Annotated in this window: 23 protein-coding genes; 8 read left to right on the forward strand and 15 right to left on the reverse strand. The window is 71.1% G+C overall.

Translation table 11 applies throughout. From position 1 onward, the window contains the following. Positions 1-11: 11 nt before the first annotated feature. A complete protein-coding gene (locus ACFVW8_RS11390) occupies positions 12-584 on the reverse strand; it encodes a helix-turn-helix domain-containing protein (protein ID WP_389688522.1) in 573 nt (190 codons plus the stop codon). A 110-nt stretch (positions 585-694) separates the two neighbouring features. Here ACFVW8_RS11390 and ACFVW8_RS11395 point away from each other — a divergent pair, with 110 nt between their 5' ends. Continuing rightward, the gene (locus ACFVW8_RS11395) at positions 695-1,561 is read left to right on the forward strand and encodes an EamA family transporter (protein WP_389688552.1); all 867 of its coding nucleotides are present in this window, start codon (positions 695-697) and stop codon (positions 1,559-1,561) included. An 18-nt stretch (positions 1,562-1,579) separates the two neighbouring features. Here ACFVW8_RS11395 and ACFVW8_RS11400 read toward each other — a convergent pair whose 3' ends face one another. Next, the gene (locus tag ACFVW8_RS11400; RefSeq protein WP_389688524.1) at positions 1,580-2,317 is read right to left on the reverse strand and encodes an acyltransferase; all 738 of its coding nucleotides are present in this window, start codon (positions 2,315-2,317) and stop codon (positions 1,580-1,582) included. 152 nt (positions 2,318-2,469) lie between these two features. Here ACFVW8_RS11400 and ACFVW8_RS11405 point away from each other — a divergent pair, with 152 nt between their 5' ends. After that, positions 2,470-3,000 (forward strand): gamma carbonic anhydrase family protein, encoded by a 531-nt coding sequence (locus tag ACFVW8_RS11405; protein ID WP_389688526.1) that lies wholly within the window; start codon positions 2,470-2,472, stop codon positions 2,998-3,000. A 34-nt stretch (positions 3,001-3,034) separates the two neighbouring features. Here the strand turns inward: ACFVW8_RS11405 and ACFVW8_RS11410 are convergent, their stop codons facing one another. Together ACFVW8_RS11410 and ACFVW8_RS11415 are read right to left on the reverse strand one after the other, a co-directional pair. Beyond that, positions 3,035-3,694, reverse strand: a complete 660-nt coding sequence (locus ACFVW8_RS11410) for a DedA family protein (RefSeq protein WP_389688528.1) — start codon at positions 3,692-3,694, stop codon at positions 3,035-3,037. A 150-nt stretch (positions 3,695-3,844) separates the two neighbouring features. Continuing rightward, complete coding sequence (locus ACFVW8_RS11415; protein WP_389688553.1) at positions 3,845-4,282, reverse strand: DUF4442 domain-containing protein; 438 nt, start codon at positions 4,280-4,282, stop codon at positions 3,845-3,847. A 154-nt stretch (positions 4,283-4,436) separates the two neighbouring features. On the opposite strand from ACFVW8_RS11415, the gene ACFVW8_RS11420 reads away from it, so the two are divergent. Together ACFVW8_RS11420 and ACFVW8_RS11425 are read left to right on the forward strand one after the other, a co-directional pair. Further along, entirely contained in the window at positions 4,437-5,531 is a 1,095-nt protein-coding gene (locus ACFVW8_RS11420; RefSeq protein ID WP_389688530.1) for a hypothetical protein, read from the forward strand. An 18-nt stretch (positions 5,532-5,549) separates the two neighbouring features. Beyond that, positions 5,550-6,887: an MFS transporter gene (locus tag ACFVW8_RS11425; protein WP_389688554.1), complete on the forward strand. Its 1,338-nt coding sequence runs from the start codon at positions 5,550-5,552 to the stop codon at positions 6,885-6,887. Here ACFVW8_RS11425 and ACFVW8_RS11430 read toward each other — a convergent pair. The 4 genes from ACFVW8_RS11430 to ACFVW8_RS11445 form a co-directional block, all read right to left on the reverse strand. Beyond that, positions 6,849-7,694, reverse strand: a complete 846-nt coding sequence (locus ACFVW8_RS11430; protein WP_389688532.1) for a spermidine synthase — start codon at positions 7,692-7,694, stop codon at positions 6,849-6,851. The two genes, ACFVW8_RS11425 and ACFVW8_RS11430, sit on opposite strands and share 39 nt — an antisense overlap. A 121-nt stretch (positions 7,695-7,815) precedes the next feature. After that, complete coding sequence (gene tuf / locus ACFVW8_RS11435) at positions 7,816-8,985, reverse strand: elongation factor Tu (protein WP_389688534.1); 1,170 nt, start codon at positions 8,983-8,985, stop codon at positions 7,816-7,818. Between the two features lie 92 nt (positions 8,986-9,077). After that, positions 9,078-9,236 carry a hypothetical protein gene (locus tag ACFVW8_RS11440; RefSeq protein WP_389688536.1) on the reverse strand — a complete coding sequence of 53 codons (159 nt, stop codon included), beginning with the start codon at positions 9,234-9,236 and terminating at the stop codon, positions 9,078-9,080. 99 nt (positions 9,237-9,335) lie between these two features. After that, complete coding sequence (locus ACFVW8_RS11445; protein WP_389688538.1) at positions 9,336-10,073, reverse strand: DNA alkylation repair protein; 738 nt, start codon at positions 10,071-10,073, stop codon at positions 9,336-9,338. A 48-nt stretch (positions 10,074-10,121) separates the two neighbouring features. Here ACFVW8_RS11445 and ACFVW8_RS11450 point away from each other — a divergent pair, with 48 nt between their 5' ends. After that, positions 10,122-10,835 carry a TVP38/TMEM64 family protein gene (locus ACFVW8_RS11450; RefSeq protein WP_389688540.1) on the forward strand — a complete coding sequence of 238 codons (714 nt, stop codon included), beginning with the start codon at positions 10,122-10,124 and terminating at the stop codon, positions 10,833-10,835. Between the two features lie 186 nt (positions 10,836-11,021). Further along, complete coding sequence (locus tag ACFVW8_RS11455; RefSeq protein ID WP_389688542.1) at positions 11,022-11,894, forward strand: undecaprenyl-diphosphate phosphatase; 873 nt, start codon at positions 11,022-11,024, stop codon at positions 11,892-11,894. Positions 11,895-11,931: 37 nt separating this feature from the next. Here ACFVW8_RS11455 and ACFVW8_RS11460 read toward each other — a convergent pair whose 3' ends face one another. Together ACFVW8_RS11460 and ACFVW8_RS11465 are read right to left on the reverse strand one after the other, a co-directional pair. Continuing rightward, positions 11,932-12,837 (reverse strand): S41 family peptidase, encoded by a 906-nt coding sequence (locus tag ACFVW8_RS11460; RefSeq protein ID WP_389688555.1) that lies wholly within the window; start codon positions 12,835-12,837, stop codon positions 11,932-11,934. A gap of 226 nt (positions 12,838-13,063) precedes the next feature. Next, positions 13,064-13,300, reverse strand: a complete 237-nt coding sequence (locus tag ACFVW8_RS11465; protein ID WP_389688544.1) for a hypothetical protein — start codon at positions 13,298-13,300, stop codon at positions 13,064-13,066. A 211-nt stretch (positions 13,301-13,511) separates the two neighbouring features. Between ACFVW8_RS11465 and ACFVW8_RS11470 the strand changes: the two genes are divergently transcribed. Beyond that, positions 13,512-13,994: an excalibur calcium-binding domain-containing protein gene (locus ACFVW8_RS11470; protein ID WP_389688546.1), complete on the forward strand. Its 483-nt coding sequence runs from the start codon at positions 13,512-13,514 to the stop codon at positions 13,992-13,994. A 68-nt stretch (positions 13,995-14,062) separates the two neighbouring features. Here ACFVW8_RS11470 and ACFVW8_RS11475 read toward each other — a convergent pair whose 3' ends face one another. Both ACFVW8_RS11475 and ACFVW8_RS11480 read right to left on the reverse strand, forming a co-directional pair. Next, positions 14,063-14,911: an alpha/beta fold hydrolase gene (locus ACFVW8_RS11475; RefSeq protein ID WP_389688547.1), complete on the reverse strand. Its 849-nt coding sequence runs from the start codon at positions 14,909-14,911 to the stop codon at positions 14,063-14,065. Further along, positions 14,908-15,864, reverse strand: coding sequence for an alpha/beta hydrolase (locus ACFVW8_RS11480; RefSeq protein ID WP_389688548.1), 957 nt, complete (start codon positions 15,862-15,864; stop codon positions 14,908-14,910). The genes ACFVW8_RS11475 and ACFVW8_RS11480 overlap by 4 nt, the downstream gene beginning before the upstream one ends. Before the next feature lie 444 nt (positions 15,865-16,308). Between ACFVW8_RS11480 and ACFVW8_RS11485 the strand changes: the two genes are divergently transcribed. Then, on the forward strand, positions 16,309-17,142 hold the full coding sequence (locus ACFVW8_RS11485) for a PIG-L family deacetylase (protein WP_389688549.1): 834 nt from the start codon (positions 16,309-16,311) through the stop codon (positions 17,140-17,142). Between the two features lie 49 nt (positions 17,143-17,191). On the opposite strand, the gene ACFVW8_RS11490 is transcribed toward ACFVW8_RS11485, so the two are convergent. The 3 genes from ACFVW8_RS11490 to ACFVW8_RS11500 form a co-directional block, all read right to left on the reverse strand. Continuing rightward, entirely contained in the window at positions 17,192-17,821 is a 630-nt protein-coding gene (locus ACFVW8_RS11490) for a TetR/AcrR family transcriptional regulator (protein WP_389688550.1), read from the reverse strand. A 156-nt stretch (positions 17,822-17,977) separates the two neighbouring features. Then, positions 17,978-18,136 carry a hypothetical protein gene (locus ACFVW8_RS11495; protein ID WP_311306963.1) on the reverse strand — a complete coding sequence of 53 codons (159 nt, stop codon included), beginning with the start codon at positions 18,134-18,136 and terminating at the stop codon, positions 17,978-17,980. A gap of 207 nt (positions 18,137-18,343) precedes the next feature. After that, positions 18,344-19,084 (reverse strand): hypothetical protein, encoded by a 741-nt coding sequence (locus ACFVW8_RS11500; RefSeq protein ID WP_389688556.1) that lies wholly within the window; start codon positions 19,082-19,084, stop codon positions 18,344-18,346. Positions 19,085-19,104: the final 20 nt, after the last annotated feature.

A 19,104-nucleotide genomic window follows, 5' to 3' on the forward strand; every position in this document is an offset into this window, starting at 1 on the left:
GGTTGGACGTCTCACCTGACGGGCGGGATGGACACGGCCATGGTGAGCGCGACGGGCTCGGAGCCCTCGTTGCGGTAGGCGTGGGGGTGGTGTGCCTCGAAAGTGGCGGAGGTACCGGCGGGCACGGCGTACGTGGCGCCGTCCACGACCAGCGTGAGATCGCCCTCGGTGACATGGAGCAGTTCGACGGTGCCCTCGGGGTGCGGGTCGGACGCGCTGCTGTCGCCGGGCATCAGGCGCCACGACCAGAGTTCCAGCGGCCCCCGGGCCTCCGTGCCGACCAGCAGTGTGGTGGAGCTTCCCGCCTCGGTGGACCACATGCGTACCGCCTGGCTGGTGGGCACCAGCCGGACCGGGGAGCCCTGGTCGTAGTCGAGGAGCGTCGTGATGCTGACACCCAGCGCGTCGGCGAGCTTGACCGTGGTGCCGACGCTCGGGTTGGTCCGTGCCTGCTCGATCTGGATGATCATGCCGCGGCTCACCCCGGCGCGGGTGGCGAGAGCGTCCAGGGTGAAGCCCCGCTCCCCGCGCCAGCGCTTGAGGTTGCGCGCGAGGGACTGGGTCAGCTGGTCGAGATCAGTCACATTCCGTCCAAGATTCCGGCCGTCCAATATTCTGGATGACAGAGTCGAAAATGCTGCACTACGGTGTGGTGCACCGAACCGTTCACCGCACTGTACTGCGAGGCCTGCCCATGACAGCACTGTTCGCCCTGGCCACCAGCCTGCTGTGGGGGCTGGCCGACTTCGGCGGCGGGCTGCTGACCCGGCGTACGCCCGCACTCACCGTCGTGGTCGTCTCGCAGACCGCCGCGGCGGCCGTGCTCGCCGTGATCGTGATCGCGACGGGCGCATGGAGCGAGGCGGGCGGGCAGCTCTGGTACGCCGTCGCGGCCGGAGCGGTCGGGCCGGTCGCGATGCTGAGCTTCTACAAGGCGCTGGCGCTCGGGCCGATGGGCGTGGTGTCCCCGCTCGGGTCACTGGGGGTCGCCGTGCCGGTGAGCGTCGGGCTGATCGTCGGCGAGCGTCCGGGGCTGCTGCAGTTCGCCGGCGTCGCCGTCGCGGTGGTGGGCATCGTGCTGGCCGGCGGACCGCAGCTGCGGGGCGCCCCGGTGCAGCGCCGGGCGGTGCTGCTGACGCTGGTGGCGGCGTTCGGGTTCGGGGCCGTGATGTCCCTGATCGCCGAGGCGTCCACCACGGTCACCGGGCTCTTCCTGGCCCTTCTCGTGCAGCGCGTCACCAACATCGCCGTGGGCGGTACGGCGCTGTGCGTCTCGGTGCGCCGCGGGGGCCGTGCGCTTCCCGAGGAGGGCGGCGCCGCCCTCGTACGGGCCGCGCTGCCGGCCCTGGCGTTCGTGGGTCTCGCCGATGTCGCCGCCAACGGGACGTACTCGATCGCCGCCCAGCACGGGCCGGTCACCGTCGCCGCCGTCCTGGCCTCGCTCTACCCCGTGATCACGGCCCTGGCCGCACGCGGCTTCCTGGGGGAAAGGCTGCGCGGAGTGCAGGCGGCGGGCGCCGGGCTGGCACTGGTCGGCACGGTGCTGCTCGCGACGGGCTGACGCACGGGCGCCCGGCCGTCAGCTCTCGTCGAGCTCCGCCACGGCCAGCAGCTGCTCGGGGGTCACACCCTCCGGGATCGGCACCGGGGCCGGCGTGCGCAGAGGGGGCTGCCAGCCCTTCCCGGGGTCCCAGCTGCGTACGACCCGGGCGGGGGCACCGGCCACCACCGCATGGTCGGGCACCTCTCCGCGCACCACAGCGCCCGCTGCCACCACCACGTTGCGTCCGAGCCGAGCGCCCGGGAGGACCACCGCTCCGGTGCCGATCCAGCAGCCGGGACCGATGGCGACCGGCTCCATCCGCGGCCACTGGCGGCCGACCGGCTGCTGCGGATCGTCGTAGCTGTGGTTGGTCGAGGTGATGTAGACGTACGGTCCGCAGTAGGTGTCCGAGCCGATCGTCACGGTGGTGTCGGCGACGACATGGCTGCCGCGGCCGAGCACCACTCCGTCGCCCAGGGTCAGGATCGGATCGGCGCCGAGGTCCAGATCCGGCATCAGCCCCGCTGTGAGGGTGACCTGCTCGCCGATGATGCAGTGGTTGCCGAGCTCGATCCACCGCTCCCCGAAGACCGTGCCCTGCGGGAATGCCAGCCGGGTGCCCTCGCCGATCCGGCCGAACCGCAGCCCGCCTGGATGCGTGGCCGTGATCGCACCCGTCTCCCGTACCCAGCGCCAGCACCGGTGGACGGCGCCCGACAGGGCGCGCCGCCGCCAGGCGGTCAGGGAGGAGACCGTGTCTCTGTTCTTCGGCACTCGCACACGGTAGTCGGCGCGTCCGGGGCCGGTATCCGCACCGGCCTGTGATCTTCACCCCACCCGGTCCCCGGCCCGCGAGCCCGTCGCATACCGTTTCCCCGGCGGACCGGACAGCCGCGACCCACAGCACCGGAGCACGGAGGAACGCGATGGCAGAGCAGGCGTTGATCACCGCGATGGGCGGCCAGGAGCCGGACATCGACGCGTCCGCCTTCACCGCACCGACCTCGGTCGTGATCGGTGAGGTCACCATGGCGGCCGGGTCCAGTGTCTGGTACCACGCGGTGCTGCGCGCGGACTGCGGTCCCATCGTCATCGGCGCCGGGTCCAACATCCAGGACAACTGCAGCGTCCATGTCGATCCCGGCTTCCCCGTCACGGTCGGCGAGCGCGTCTCGGTCGGGCACAACGCGGTGCTGCACGGCTGCACCATCGAGGACGACGTGCTGGTCGGCATGGGGGCCACCGTCCTGAACGGGGCGCACATCGGCACCGGCTCGCTGATCGCCGCACAGGCCCTGGTCCCGCAGGGGATGCGGGTACCGCCGGGTTCGCTGGTCGCGGGTGTTCCGGCCAAGGTCAAGCGGCAGCTGACCGAGGAGGAGCTGGAAGGTGTGAAGTTCAACGCGGTCGGCTATGTGGAGCTGGCGAAGGCGCACCGCGAGGCGTTCGAGGACTGAGTGCGGGGCACCCGGCCGGCGGGACCCGCACGGGTCAGTCGGCCGTCGGAACGGCCTCCGGCTCGGGTGTGGAGTCCGCCGTGGACTGCGCGGCCGCCTTCTTGGCCCGGTTCTTGAGGACCAGCATCGAGGCGAGCCCGATCAGGACGGCAATCGCGAGTCCCAGGTAGGAGAACCGCTTCAGCCAGGCCTCGGCGACGACGCCCACCGAGTAGATGACGGCCGTGGTGCCGCCTGCCCAGGCGACCCCGCCGAGCAGGTTGGCGGTCAGGAACTTCCAGTACGGCATGTGCAGGACGCCTGCGAGAGGCCCGGCGAAGATACGCAGCAGCGCGACGAAGCGGCCGAAGAAGACCGCCCACATGCCCCACTTCTGGAACGAGCGCTCAGCCATGGCGATCTGGCCCTCGCCGAAGTGGCGGGGGAATTTCCCGCCCAGCCAGGCGAGCAGCGGACGTCCGCCCTTGCGGCCGATGGCATAGCCGATCGAGTCACCGATCACCGCTCCGGCCGAGGCGCAGGCACCCAGGATCCAGGGGTTGATGCCGTCGTGTCCCGCCGCCAGCAGCGCCGCGCTGATCAGAACGATCTCGCCGGGCAGCGGGATGCCGAGGCTCTCCAGACCGATGACGACGCCCACCAGGAGGTAGACGCTGATCGCGGGGACGGTCTCCAGCCACTCCTGGATGTGCAACGCCGGTTCCTCCGTAGTGATGTCTTGTCGCCCGCCGGACAACTCCTCGGCGCACAGCGGGAAGCCTACCCGGCGTGACATCGGCCGGGACAGCGCGAAGGGCCGCCCCGCACCCCTGCCGGGTGGGCGACGGCCCCTGCGCGTGCCGGCTCAGGCGTTCGGGCGCAGCGTCCAGACCACCGTCATCTCGCCGGTCACGGCGCCGTCCGCGCGCTGGATCCGGATGGCCACCGGAAACTCGGGGCGCGTGCCCGCGTCGAGTTCGGCGACCACGTCGGCCACCGGCCGGCCGAGGGTGGCGGTCGCGGTGACATCGCCCATGGCCAGCTTCGTGTAGCCGATCTCGGCCTTCACGGCGAGCGGGACCGCACGGGTCAGCTGGTCCCCGAACGCGGCGATGACGATGGCGCCGCTCGCCGATTCCGCCAGCGTGAACATCGCGCCTGCGTGCGGTCCGCCGACGTGGTTGTGGTAGTCCGGCTGGTCCGGAAGACGGACCACCGCGCGTTCGGCGGTGGACTCCAGGAATTCGAGGTTGAGGGTCCGGACCATCGGGACCGTCGCGGCGACCATCTCGCCCGCAGTCATCTGTTCAGCGCTCATGACCCTGATGTTACTCACGAGTAGACAGGTTTGACCATGCCCCGGGGATCATCCGGTCCGCACCGGATCCCTTCCTTCACCGTCCGCTCACGGGGGCGGCCGTAGCCTGCCGGGCGGGTCACCTCTATCGTTACTCGCCATGTGGCCAGGACAGCAGCCGCCCGGGGGCGAGCAAAACCCGCAGGACCAGAACCAGAACCCGTACCAGCAGCCGGGGTACCAACAGCCGAATCCCTACCAGCAGCCGGGATACCAACAGCCGGGGACACCCGAGCAGCAGCCCGGTTACGGCTACCCGCAGCAGGGTCAGCCGGGGCAGCCGCAGGGCCAGCCGGGCTACCCGCAGCCCAACCCGTACCAGCAGCCGACCGTCCCGCAGTACGCGGCGGCCGGCGGGCCCGGCGGACCCCAGCCCGGTAACGACAACAAGAAGCGGACGACCGTCGTCGCGATCGTCGCGGCGGTCGCGGTCGTCGCCGCAGCCGTGGTCACGGGCGTCGTCGTGATGAACAAGGACGACGACAAGGACGGCAAGAACGTCGCCGACGGCAAGAAGTCGTCCGCGCCCGCCAAGCCCTCCGGGTCCGCGTCGTCGCCGGAGGCCAACCCGCGCGGTTCCGGCGGGGAGGCCAAGCCGGTCATCGCAGGCTGGAAGGTGGTGACCAACCCGAAGTGGGGCACGCGGTTCGACGTGCCCGGCGACTGGGAGGTCTCCTCACCCACCACGTACTCGTTCTTCGAGGACGACAAGAAGGGTGACGGCTCGCCGTACGTGCTCTTCTCGGCGCCCACCGACCTCAAGAGCAAGTGGTGCGTCGACGACTCCGACAAGGACGGGGTCAAGGAGAACACCAGCCTGGCCGGCGCCGGCAGCCGTGGCGCGGAAGGCGCCACAGACGCCGGTGAGAACGCCCGGAACGAGGCGGCCAGCTGGGCCTGGGGCGCGTTCGCACAGCACATGCCGAAGAGCACGATCAAGATCGGCAAGCCGAAGGCGTACACGACGAAGTCCGGTCTGACGGGCAGCGTGGCCATCTCCAAGGCACCCAATGTCACCAAGAAGAAGAAGTGCGACAGCGACGGCAAGGCCATCGCGTTCACCTTCAAGAACAGCAGCGGTGCCTACGCCTCCTGGGTGCTCTACGCCGCCGCCAACGTTCCCGACGAGCTTCCGGACGCGACGATCCAGAAGATCCTGAGCACGGTACGCCTGGCGGAGATCACCAAGTCCTGACGCTCCGCGGCAATGCATTTGGCACCGCGGGGCAACTCCGGCGATAGTCCCTTGGTGACTGCCGCCGACCTCGTACCCCCATCGGCCCGCCCCTCCCGGGCGGGCCGCAACTACCGGCTGCTGACCGCCGCCGCGATCATCACGGGCCTGGGCACCAACGGCGCGCTGATCGCGGCGGCGTTCGCGGTCCTGGACGCGGGCGGCGACGCCGGCGACGTCGGACTGGTGGCCGCCGCCAGGACCGCGCCGCTGGTGCTCTTCCTGCTGATCGGCGGGGCGGTCGCGGACCGGCTGCCGCGCCACCGCGTGATGGTGGCGGCGAACACCCTCAACTGCCTCTCGCAGGCCGCGTTCGCCTGGCTGGTCCTGGCCGGGGAGCCCCGGCTGTGGCAGATGATGGTGCTCACCGCGCTGTGCGGTACCGGGCAGGCCTTCTTCAACCCGGCTGCCGAGGGCATGCTGCTGTCCACCGTCAGTGGCGAACAGGCGAGCCGCGCCTTCGCCCTCTTCCGGATGTCGATGCAGGGCGCCGCCATCGGCGGAGCGGCGCTCGGCGGCGCCATGATCGCTGCGATGGACCCGGGCTGGGTGCTGGCCGTCGACGCGGCCGCGTTCGCGGTGGCCGGCGCGCTGCGCTCCTTCCTCGACGTCAGCCATATCCCGGCGCGTGAGCCCGGCGGCGGCCTGCTCGCCGATCTGCGGGAGGGCTGGCGGGAGGTCGTCGGCCGCACCTGGCTCTGGGCCGTGGTGGCGCAGTTCTCCGTGGTGGTCGCCGCGGTCGGGGCCGCCGAGGCGGTCTACGGGCCGCTGGTCGCCGAGGACGAGCTCGGCGGCGCCGGTCCCTGGGGCCTCGCCCTCGCCGCGTTCGGTGTCGGCACCCTGGCCGGGGCGGTGCTGATGATGCGGTGGAAGCCGAAGCGGCTGCTGCTGGCCGGGACGCTCTGCGTCTTCCCGCTGGCACTCCCCTCCGCGGGGCTCGCCGTGCCGCTGCCGGTGGCCGGCCTCTGCGCGGTGATGTTCGTCAGCGGGGCCGCGATCGAGGTGTTCGGGGTGTCCTGGATGACGGCCCTGCATCAGGAGATCCCGGAGGACAAGCTGTCGCGGGTCTCGGCGTACGACTGGTTCGGCTCGGTGGCCATGGTGCCGCTGGCCACCGCGCTCGCCGGTCCTGTCGAGTCGCTGGTCGGGCGCGCACAGGCGCTGTGGGGCTGCGCCGCGCTGGTCGTCCTGGTCACCGGGGCGGTGCTGTTCGTGCCGGACGTACGCAATCTGAGGCGCAGGACCACCCCCGCCGAGGTGGTGGCTGACGCGCCCGCGTCAGCTGATGCCGAAGGCGCCCTCGGGCGGCTCGGGTGAGTCGACGGCCTCGTCGTCGCCGACCGGCCTGGCACCCTTGACGAGCCGGGCTACGGCGGCGCCGTACTCCACGCGGGCCGCAAACGCGTCGGCGGCGCAGCGGCGGGTCAGCGCGGCGGTGTCGAAGGGGACGTGGGACGCGACGAGGACGACATTGCCGAACCGCCGGCCTCGCAGTACGGCCGGTTCGGCGATCACCGCAAGCTCCTCGAAGGCCGCCGCGAAGGTGGCCAGTTGCGGGCGCAGGAAGTCGAAGGGCGCCCCGTCGGCGAGGTTGGCGGCGTAGACCCCGTCGGTCCGCAGCGCCCGTGCCGCGGCCTGCGCGTAGGGGACGGAGGTCAGATGGGCGGGCACCCGCGAGCCACCGAAGACATCCGCGATCAGGACGTCCACGGAACCGGGCGCGGTCGCCTCCAGCCACGCGCGGGCATCCGCACCGTGCACGGCGATCCCGCTGTCGTCCGGCAGCGGCAGCTGCTCGGCGACGAGACCGAGCAGCCCGTGATCGGCCTCGGCGACGTCCTGCCGGGAGCCGGGCCGGGTCGCCGCGACATAGCGCGGCAGGGTGAGGGCCCCGCCCCCGAGGTGGAGCACGTCGAGCGGGGCGCCCGGTTCGGCGGCGCAGTCCACGACGTGGCCGAGCCGTCGCGCGTACTCGAATTCGAGATGTTCCGGCGCGTCCAGGTCGACGTACGACTGGGGCGAACCGTCGACGGTCAGCAGCCAGGCCCGCTCCCGGTCCACGTCGGGAAGCAGTCTGGCAGTTCCCCGGTCCACGTCGCGGACGACCGGTATCGACTCGTTCACTCCTCCATTGTGCGGTGCCCGGTCGGCTGGTCGTGACCGCGCCGGCGGCCGGCCCCGCACACGGCACCGGGCCCTCCTCCCGTGCGGTACGGGAGGAGGGCCCGGCTGTGCCGTCGCGTCCTCAGAGCAGCCCGGTGACCGTGCCCGCGCCGATCGTGCGGCCGCCCTCGCGGACGGCGAAACCGAGGCCGGTCTCCAGCGGTACGTCCCGGCCCAGTTCGACGGTCATGGTGACCGTCTCACCGGGGCGCGCCACCGCTGCCGCGCCGAGGTCGATGTCGCCGACGACGTCCGCGGTGCGGATGTAGAACTGCGGCCGGTAACCGGTGGCGACCGGGGTGCTCCGGCCGCCCTCCCGCCCCGACAGGACGTACACCTGCGCGGTGAAGCGCCGGCTCGGTGTCACGCTGCCCGGCGCCGCCACGACATGGCCGCGGCGGACCCGGTCGCGCTCGACCCCGCGCAGGAGCAGAGCGACGTTGTCCCCGGCCTCGGCCGACTCCATCGGCTTGCCGAAGGTCTCCAGACCGGTGACGACCGTCTCGGTGTCCGCACCGAGCACCGCCACCCGGTCGCCGACGCGGACGGTGCCGCGCTCCACCGCTCCGGTGACGACCGTGCCCCGGCCGGTGATGGTCAGGACGTTCTCCACCGGCAGCAGGAAGGGCGCGTCGGTGTAGCGCACCGGCATCGGTACGTACGTGTCGACGGCGTCGAGCAACGCCTCGACCGCCCCCGTCCAGCGTGGGTCACCCTCCAGCGCCCGCAGGCCCGACACCCGCACGACGGGCACGGTGTCGCCGCCGTACCCGTGCGCGGACAGCAGCTCACGCACCTCGAGCTCGACCAGGTCGGTGAGCTCGGGGTCACCGGCGTCCGCCTTGTTCAGGGCGACGACGATGTGGTCGACGCCGACCTGCCGCGCGAGCAGCACGTGCTCCGCGGTCTGCGGCATGATCCCGTCGACCGCGGAGACGACGAGGATCGCCCCGTCGAGCTGGGCGGCGCCCGTCACCATGTTCTTGATGTAGTCGGCGTGTCCGGGCATGTCGACGTGCGCGTAGTGCCGGGTGCCGGTCTCGTACTCGACGTGCGCGATGTTGATGGTGATGCCCCGCTGCGCCTCCTCCGGCGCCCGGTCGATGCGGTCGAACGGGACGAACGTGCCGGTGCCGCGGTCGCTCAGGACCTTGGTGATGGCGGCGGTCAGGGTGGTCTTGCCGTGGTCGACGTGGCCCATGGTGCCGATGTTGAGGTGCGGCTTGGTGCGCACGTATGCCGTCTTGGGCATGGCTCATTCCTTGGAATTCGAAGCTGAGAGAGAAGACCCCAGGGCCCCGCCGACCCTCCCCTCACGGGGTCCGCCGGACTGTCGGGGGAGGGTCAGCTTCGGGCGCCGCCGATGGGCGCTGCGGCAGCGGTGAACGCTGCTGCGACCGCTGCAACGGCACCTGCTGTTGCGAGGGTGACCGCGACGTTCGCGGCAGCCTTCGGCGTGTCCGCGACTGCGGACTGCGCTGCGAGGAAGGCGTACCGGAACATGCTCCGATCATGTCCGACGGCGGCGGGCCCGTCGAACGATTTTCGGCGGGCGGCACAGGGGTTGGGGAGATGACAGGCCCGGCGAGGGCCGCAGGGGCCTCAGAGGTGCTTGGTGGCCTCTCGCACGGACAGTGGCGACAGCCGGTCCCCGGCGGCGTCGACGAAGTCCCGTACGGCCTGCGGATCGGTCTTGGCGTACTCGCGCAGGGCCCAGCCGATCGCCTTGCGGATGAAGAAGTCGGGATGGCCCGCCCGGCGCAGGCAGTAGTCGAACAGCCGTCCGGTGTCGGTGGCTTCCTTGTGGCGCAGCTGGTGCAGCAGGGCGGTGCGGACGATCCAGAGGTTGTCGTCGTCGATCCACGCGTCCATGTCCTGCCTGAGCGCCGGGTCCGCGGCCACCAGCGGACCCGCGACGTGCGCGGCCAGTACGTCGACGGTGTCCCACCAGGGCACGGTGGAGACCAGATGCCGCAGGACGGGCAGGAATCCGGACGAGCAACGGGCCACGTGGCGCCGGAGGTAGTCGGCGGCGAAGTACTGGTACTCGCGCTCGGGCAGCTGCCAGCAGCGCAGCGCGACGGCGGCGCAGTCCGTCTCCCCGGGACGCCCGGTGCCTTCCACAACGGTGCGGGACAAAGCTCGGCGGCGGGTGGCGGGAATGCCGAGGAACGGTGCGACATGCTTCATGTACGCGGCGGCCGACCTGGCACGTTGGGGGTCGGCGGCCGTGGGATACAGCGCTGCGAGGCGTTCCAGCACGGTGTCGGCAAGCGCGCTGCCGGGGATACCGGGGGCCTGTTCTGCCGCGTCCCGGGCACGTTCGACTCCGTCATTCATAACGGTCACATTACGGCGATCACACAAACTGTCGGATACTCTCCCCGAATGCTCGACCCCGTCTCCGCCACCCGGCCCGCCACCGGCCTCGCCGTGCGCTGCACGAGGGTGTTGCTCTCACCCTGGTCCCGTCTCTCACTGCTCGTGGCCGTGCTGCTGGCCGCCGCGACGACGATGCTGCTCCTCGAACCACAGCGGCTGCTCGCCTCCGGCTGGCCGGCCCAGCTGAGCGGCGGGGCCGTCGCCGTCATGCTCTTCGGTCTCGCGTACGGCGTGTGCACGGTGGCCTTCGTACCGCGACCGCTGCTCAATCTCGCCGCGGGCGCGCTGTTCGGCACGCAGGCCGGTCTGGCGGCGGCGCTGGCGGGCACGGTGCTCGGTGCGGGCATCTCGTTCGGGCTCGGCAGGGTGCTGGGGCAGGACGCGCTCCGTACGCTGCTGCGCGGGCGCTGGATGCGGGCGGCGGACGGGCAGCTGAGCAGGCACGGCTTCCGCTCGATGCTGGCTCTGCGGCTCTTCCCCGGCGTGCCCTTCGCCGCCGCCAACTACTGCGCCGCGGTCTCACGCATGGGGTACCCCCCGTTCCTGGTGGCGACCGGTCTCGGTTCGATCCCGAACACTGCCGCGTACGTGGTGGCGGGGAGCGAGGCCTCGTCGCCGACATCGCCCGCCTTCCTGGCCGCGATGGGCTTCATCGTCCTGACGGGTGCCGGCGCCGCGGTGGTCGCCTGGCGCAGGCGTCACCGGCTGGGCGGCGAGTGATGACGCGCCCGTGCGGCCGTCGGGGGTTGTCGTAACCCTGTTCACCCGGGGGCGATACGCTGCCCGCGACCGACAGACGATCTCCGGGCCCCGCGGCCCAGCCCTCACACGACCGCAATCCGCACGCTGCCGACGGACCGATGCCCGTCGGACGATGCATGATCACTTCAGGATGGCCCAAGCCCCATGAGCTGGTTCGAATCCTTCGTCCTCGGCCTCGTTCAGGGACTGACCGAGTTCCTGCCGATCTCCTCCAGCGCGCATCTGCGGCTCACCGCGGCGTTCGCCGGCTGGCACGATCCGGGGGCGGCGTTCACCGCCATCACTCAGATCGGCACGGAAGCCGCAGTCCTCATCTACTTCCGCAAGGACATCGTCCGGATCGTCGGGGCGTGGTTCAAGTCGCTGACGGACCGCGCGATGCGCAGCGACCACGATGCCCAGATGGGCTGGCTGGTCATTGTCGGCTCCATTCCCATCGGGGTGCTGGGCGTGACGTTCAAGGACCAGATCGAGGGCCCGTTCCGCGATCTGCGCCTGATCGCCACCACACTGATCGTGATGGGTATCGTCCTCGGCGTCGCCGACCGGCTGGCCGCCCGTGACGAGACCGGCGGCAAGCACCGGGCGATCAGGGAGCGAAAGTCCCTGAAGGACCTGGGCGTCAAGGACGGTCTGATCTTCGGCTTCTGCCAGGCGATGGCCCTGGTTCCGGGCGTCTCCCGGTCCGGCGCCACGATCAGCGGCGGTCTGCTGATGGGCTACACCCGTGAGTCTGCGGCACGTTACTCGTTCCTGCTGGCCGTCCCGGCGGTGCTGGCCTCCGGCGTCTTCGAGCTCAAGGACGCCGGCGAGGGACATGTGGCCTGGGGCCCGACGATCTTCGCCACGTTCATCGCGTTCGGTGTGGGGTACGCCGTGATCGCCTGGTTCATGAAGTTCATCACGACCAAGAGCTTCATGCCGTTCGTGATCTACCGCGTCCTGCTCGGCATCGCGCTGTTCATCCTGGTCGGTGCGGGGTCGCTGAGCCCGCATGCGGGCGAGTCCGCCGGCTGAGGCTGATGGCTTCGGGGCCGACGGGCCCGGGCGGCAGTCAGCGAGCGCCGCGGCATCCGTCCTGGCTTCTGAGCCAGTCGGCAGCGGCCTTCAGCACGTGGTCGCCCCCTCGGGCCTCCGGGACGGTCACGTCGGGGGCGATGGGCCCGTTGTACAGGCGACCGTTGCGGTCGGCTTCGCGGGCCACGGTCACCACGACCAGCGCACCGTCGGACAACGGGTACGAGTCGTTCGCCGTAGGGATACCGTGCGTCGGCTCCCCGAACGTGCGGCTGTTCGGCCGTCCCCGGAAGGCGATCGTGACCGCTTCCGCGGCGCTTGCGGTCCTCCGGCTGGTCAGAACGGCCACCGGCGGCATCGGACGGGCAAGGGGCAAGGCGGGGCCCCACTGGTCCACGTACGCGTGCGGGGTGCCGTTCTCGATGACCCAGGGAGACTTCTTGCCGTCCGCGAAGACAGCTCCGCCGACCGTACCGTCGCCCAGGATGGCTCCCACAGCTGCAAGCGGGCCCCACATGTCTCCGCCGTGGTTGCTCCGAAGGTCGATGACCCAGCCACACGTGCCCTGTTCGTCGAATGTGCTGACCGTCGAGCGTGCCGAGCGGACGTACGGTGCTGCAACGCCGTCGGACGGAACCGCCGGGAGCATCAGATAGCCGATAGTGCCCTTGATGCGGCGCCCTTGGGGCAGCATCACGTCGTCATCCGGCGTGTTCAGGGATTGGTCCGCTTCCTGCGGATCGAAGAAGGTGCTGTGCTGGTCCCCCAGATCTTTCAGCGCCTGGCGGATTGCCCCGTAGGTCTCGGCAGGTGTCTGTGCGTTCCCGGCACGGGCGACGGCGTCCCGGCGAACCTTCGGCCAGTTCACGTCTGCTTTGACGAGGGAGCGCTTCTCCATCACGTCCAGCGCGGAGGTCAGGTAGGCGCTCGCCTTGGGCGCCATCCTGTCTGCCGTCTCCGCATCGCCTTGGGCTGTGCATCCCGTCACCGCCAGCACAGCAGAAACAAGGGCAACTCCGGCAGATCCGAATATTCGCCCCTTTGTCGACATCCTCGCAGCACGTTCCTGACCTGTAGTGGCGATGCAATCCGATCGACCCCACCCCTCGGAGATCTTCCTCACCGGTCCCACCCTCGCCCCACCCAGGTCGCAAGCGGTCGGTCCGACCTCACCCCGCGGACCACCGGAACTGCTCGTCCGGTTCCTCCCGCTGCTCCAGCACTCCCGCGCCGGCCAGTTGCAGAAGCACCTCATGCAGGGCGTTCCCCAGCGGGTTGTCCGTCCAGAACACTCCCTTGACCCGTGAGAACATCTCGGACTCGCCGAAGATGCCCAGCGAGCGGCCCACGGCGAAGGCCGCACCACCCCAGTCCGTCCAGTCGGACAAGCCCTCAGAAAGATCCACGGCACGATCCTGCCAGCACACCGCCCCACACTGACGCCTTCACCCTTTGGTCACAACTCCGTCACTTCCGGAGCATATGAGTCCGCGCGCACGGCCGGCGTGGCTACGGTCAGCTCTCCACGCACTCCTGGGGGGATCCATGTCGCACAACCCGCCGTCACAGCAGCCGCCTTGGGGACAACCGCCCCAGCCCACCGGGCCCCACCCGTATGTGGCCCCGGCGCCCTCCGGGAACCGGCCGGGCTGGACGAGGAAACGAATCATCATTCCTGCCGCGATCGTCCTGCTCTTCATCGGTGTGGGCATCGGCGGCGCCTCCGACGACGGAACCAGGACGGAGAAGGCCGCGGACGCCAAGGCCGTGCCCGCCGCAACCGTCACAGCGACGGAATCGGCGGATCCGCTGCCGGCCGTTACCGAGACCGTCACCGCCACCCCGAAGCCGGTGCCGGCCGTCACGAAGACGAAGACCGTCCGAGTCACCGTCGCACCCGACACCGGCGGGTCCGACGACTCAAGCAGCTCGGGCGGCTCCGGTACCTCCGGCAGCTCGGGGTCAGACGGGGGAAACGATTCGGCGTACTACGCCAACTGCAGCGCTGTTCGCGCGGCCGGCGCCGCACCCATCCACGCCGGGGAGCCCGGCTACGGGCGGCATCTCGACCGCGACGGTGACGGGGTCGCCTGCGAATAGGCCCGGCCGCCGCCGAGAGACGGGAGATGGGGGCACGGTGACGTCCGCGCCGGTCACAGCAGCGGACGTCACCGGCTGCGCGAGGGCACGAACTCCCCGATCGCCAGGGCCAGCTGCTCCGGCTGGTCCAGCGGGACGAGCGTGCGGCTGTCCGCGATCTCGGTCAGCCGCCCCTGCGGGAGGAGCGCCGCGAGGCGTCGGCCGTGCTCGGGCGGCATCACGCGGTCCCCTGCGGCCCAGACGACGAGGGCGGGCCGGCCGAAGGTCTTGAGGCCCCCGGCCGCCCCGGCCAGCCTGCGGGCGTCCGCACCCGCCGCCCGAAGCGTCCGGACCGCATCGCGGCGGATGGCGGGCCGGGTCATGACGGGCCGCGCCCACCGGCGTGTGGCAGCGTCACCCCGCTCGGTCAGCCAACCGAACGCGATCGGGAGCCGGCGGACCGCCCGCATCCGCATCTGCTGCATGAACAGCCCGAAGAGGCGGGGCGGCAGCCTGCCGGCACGTGCGAGCGTCGTACCCGTCAGCCGTGCCGGGTAGTTGTCGAACGCCTCGCAGGAGACGAGCACGATCCGTCCCACCCGGGCTGCGGCGGCATCGCCGATGAGCAGCTGGACGAGGGCCCCGCCGGTGTCGCTGCCGACGAGGGTGACGTCGCGCAGGTCCAGAAGATCGAGGAATTCCGCCACCAGCCGGGCCGCCCCGAGGAGCGACAGATCCGCGTCCGCGTGCATCGCGTGACGGTGCGCGCCGAGAGGCAGGGTCGGGGCCACACACCGGTGACCGGGGGCCAGCCCGGCGACGGTCGCGTCCCACAGGGACGCATCCATCATCAAACCGTGCAGCAGAACCACCGTGGGGCCGTCGCCGCCGGTGTCCTCGTAGGCGACCCTCCCGGCGGAGAGTTCGATCTCCTTCATGACCGCACTGCCGACGGTGCGTCGTCGGTGGCGGGCCGCCCGGTGGCCGCCGGGTCGGGCAGGTGCCGGTGCAGGAAGGACAACTCGGCCCGGACAGCCGGTTCGTGCTGGTCCAGGAAAGGTGCGTAGTGCCCGCCGGGGAGACGGACCAGCTCGGCGCGGGGTGCGCGCCCGGCCACCCGGACGGCGGGTTCACTCAGCGCCGTCCGGTCCTGGTCGCACACCAGGACCAGCAGCGGAGTGCGGATGCGTGGCGCGTCGCGGCCGGGCCGGTTCATGGCGATGCCGAACACCGAGCGGGCGGCCACCGCCTGCCGCCACTCCGGATACCGGTTGCCCGGGTTGAGGGCCCTGTCTCCGTCGATGCCGTCCGGCGTGGCGAGCATCGTGACCGTACCCGGCTCGCCCGCCAGCGGCACCAGTACCGGGCGCAGGCCGAGGAGCCCGCCGATGGCGTCCCGCAGGACCCTGCCGGTGAGCCGCAGCAGAGCGAGCGGTGTCTGATACCGCGTCGCGTTGCGGGAGGCGGCCGGTCCGTCAGCGTTGGGCGTCTGCGCGATGGCTGCCGCCACGTGCGGATTGCGGGCCGCCACGCGCAGGACGTGACCGCCCGACAGCGAGAAGCCCCAGACGGCGATCCGCGCGGGATCGACGTCCGGGAGACTCTCGGCGAAGGCGATCGCGCACTGCCAGTCGGCGAGCTGATCCTTGACGCGCACGACCTGGCGCGGCAGGCCGCCGCTCTCGCCGAGGCGGCGGTAGTCGAAGGCGAGGACAGTGAATCCCGCTGCGTGGAACCGCGCGGCGAACGGGTCGGTACCCGGCTCCTTGGTCACCCCGCCACCGCCGGCCATGATCACGCAGCCGCCGTTGGTCCCCGGGTAGTGCCAGGCGGCGCATTCGGTGCCGCCGGCGTCGAATCGGACCTTCTGGCGTTCTGTGGACGTACGCATGACGACCTCCGGGTGGCGGGACTCATCCCTCCCAAAAAGTGAACCATGCGGTTCACATCCTGTCCATCGCCTTCTGTCCCAAGGGCGGCGGATCACGAATCCCTCGGACAATGGCCACTCGGCGGCCGACCGGACACGAATTACGGCCGGTACCGGGCGCAAACCGGATCCGATACGGCGCCGGGACGTACAGGTCACCGCACCTCGTTCGCGGTGAAACGCCGACGTCGGGCAGGCTGAGCGGCAGCGCCGCGACAAGCCGGTCGGGCCGGAGGGGAACAGCCGGTCCGGTCGGAACGGTTGCATCGACCGAGGGACCGGCACCGCGCGGGCGGGAACACGGAGACCACAAGGTCGTCCGACCCGTCAGGATCCGGGCCCCGGTGCGGCGGTACGCGTGCCGCGCGCCAGGACCAAGCCATATTTATGCAGGAGGAAACTTTCATGACTGACCGGCCCTTGACGCTCATGGCAGTACACGCCCACCCGGACGACGAGGCCACCGGAACCGGAGGGATCCTCGCGCGCTATGCCGCAGAAGGCATCCGCACGGTTCTCGTGACCTGTACCGACGGCGGTTGCGGTGACGGGCCGGGAGGTGTCAAGCCGGACGGTCCCGGTCACGATCCGGCCGCCGTCGCCCTGATGCGCCGCAAGGAACTCGAGGCCAGCTGTGACGTCCTGAAAGTCAGCGATCTTGAGATGCTGGACTACGCCGACTCCGGGATGATGGGCTGGCCGAGCAACGACGCCCCCGGATCCTTCTGGCAGACACCGGTGGAGAAGGGCGCCGCCCGCCTTGCGGAACTCATGCGGCACTACCGGCCCGATGTGGTCGTCACCTATGACGAGAACGGCTTCTACGGCCACCCCGACCACATCCAGGCCAACCGCATCACGATGGCGGCACTGGAGATGACCGAGCTGACACCGAAGGTGTACTGGACGACGATGCCCCGCTCGATGATGCAGCGGTTCGGGGAGACCATGCGCGAGTTCCATGAGGACATGCCGGAGCCGGATCCCGCCGAGGCCGCCGCGATGGCCGAGATCGGCCTCCCCGACGACGAGATCACCACGTGGGTGGACACCACCGCGTACAGCGGTCAGAAGTTCGATGCGCTGGCCGCGCACGCCAGTCAGGGGGAGAACATCTTCTTCCTCAAGATGGGCAAGGAGCGGTTCGGCGAGTTCATGGGCATGGAGACCTTCGTGCGCGTCAAGGACGCCACCGGTGCGGCCGTACCCGAGAACGACCTCTTCGCCGGACTGCGCTGACCCGCCCGGCCGGCCGGAGCGCAGTCGCTCGTGCCGGCCGGGGCACCGGTCACTCGGCGGCGGCCTCCTCGCGCTCCAGCGCCCGGACCAGCGCCTCGAAGCCTGCGGCGACCCCGGCGGTGTCACCGCTGGTCCGGGCATCCACCAGGAAGCCGCGGAGCGTGGCGAGGACCATCTCGGCGACCTCCAGCCTGCGCTGCCCGGACCAGTGGTCCGGGCAGACGGACAGCAGCGTGGGCAGGTACTGCTGGGACGCCTCGCGGCCGAGTGGGGCGTAGCGTTCGGAGTCGTACATCGCCAGGCCGATGGCCTGGTCGAGGACCTGCGCCTCCTCACCCACCAGGATGGGCCAGATCGCGCGCACCCAGTCCCCCAGCGACCGGCGGACCTCCCCTTCGGTGGCGGCGGCCAGCGCCTGCGCGATGCGGCGTCCGCGCAGCTGGACGACCGCCTGCACGAGAAGGTCGTCGGCTCCGTCGAAGTGGTAGAGGAGCACCTTGTGCGTGGTGCCGGCCGCCCGTGCGGCGCGCCGCAGCGAGAAATCCACCAGCCCGTTGGCTGCGAGGTCCTCGGTGACCCGGTCGAGCAGTTCCCGGCGCCGGGCCTCACCGCGCGGCGACCCGGCCGATCGCCGGTAGCCCGCTCGTTCCGGTGAGCCTTCGTCGGCAGAGATGTTCATGCCGACAGCTTCCATGATGCGGCGCGCACGCACAGCTGTGGCCCGCGCCGGACCACCAAGGGCCGCTGGACGGGAGCCCGGTACCGCACTGCCCCCGTGCCCGCCGGAGCGGGAACGGGGGCGGTGCGGGCCTACGGGCCCCAGGTACGGGTGTCGTCACTCGGTCTCGACGAAGGGCGGAAGATCGGGTTCGACGAACAGCCCCTGGTAGCGCGGTGTCGGCACAGCCTCGACACGGCCCGGGGCCTCGGCCGCCGGGCCTGCAGCGCTCTCGTCCGAGCGCCGCTGGGCCTGGCGGGGCGGGGTATCAGCCATCGGGTCTCCTGTACATCGCAGTTGCTGTGAGAGCCCCGTGGCCGGCCGGTCCGTGGACAACGGCGACGACGGGGGTATGGCATCGTCCCGGTCCCACACCCACCAGGGGACCGGTATCCGACGAGGCTTGCAGAGACTATCCGTTGCCGCTGGTCCGGCTGTCGGCACCGTCGCCGGTGCGCCCCCGTATTCGCCTTCACGGCCGCATCAGCGAGCGACGACCGCCCACACCAGCGCCACCGCGACGGCCGCCGCGTAACAGCCGACGGCGGCCCGCACCACGGATACGCGGGTGTGTGCGCTCCACGATGTCATGTCCAGGAGGCGGACCAGTACCGGAAGCACCAGGACGGCGTGGAGACAGACGCCGTGCAGGGGCTTGAGCGAGGCAGTGGAAGCATATCCGGCCAACTGGTGCCCGGTGCGGGTGAGATACACGCCGCGCGCGATCATGGCCGCGCCCGACAGCAGCCCGATGACAAGAATGGCGCAGCCGGCCCTCAGCGCCAGGGCCATGCCGGGCGGGCCACCGGGCCGCCGGGCGAACGCGGCCGCCGAGAGCGTCGAGAGAATGACGACCAGCACTCCCCCGCCGACGGCCAGCGTCATGGACACCACCGTGTCGAAGCGGGTCTCCATGTTGAAGTGGGACGGCACCCGGCGCCACGCCTGCAGGGTGATTCCGGCGACCTCCAGCACGCAGTCCGCCGCGAACAGCCCCAGCAGCGCGGTCCGGAGGCGGACACCGATCCGCAGATAGGTGGATACCCGGGCGACGGCGATGAGCGTCAGGCCGAAGGACAGGCCGAAGGTGACCGGTTTACGCCAGGACACCGGCCCTTCCCAGGAGCCTTGGCCGACGACGAGGACGAGGACGACCAGATGCACCAGTCCCGACGCGATGAGCGCAGCCCCGGTCGCATAGCAGAGCGCTTCGACCGGGCGCATGTCGCGCCATCTGCGGGAGG

It is taken from the genome of Streptomyces sp. NPDC058221, assembly GCF_042882365.1.
Taxonomy (GTDB): domain Bacteria; phylum Actinomycetota; class Actinomycetes; order Streptomycetales; family Streptomycetaceae; genus Streptomyces.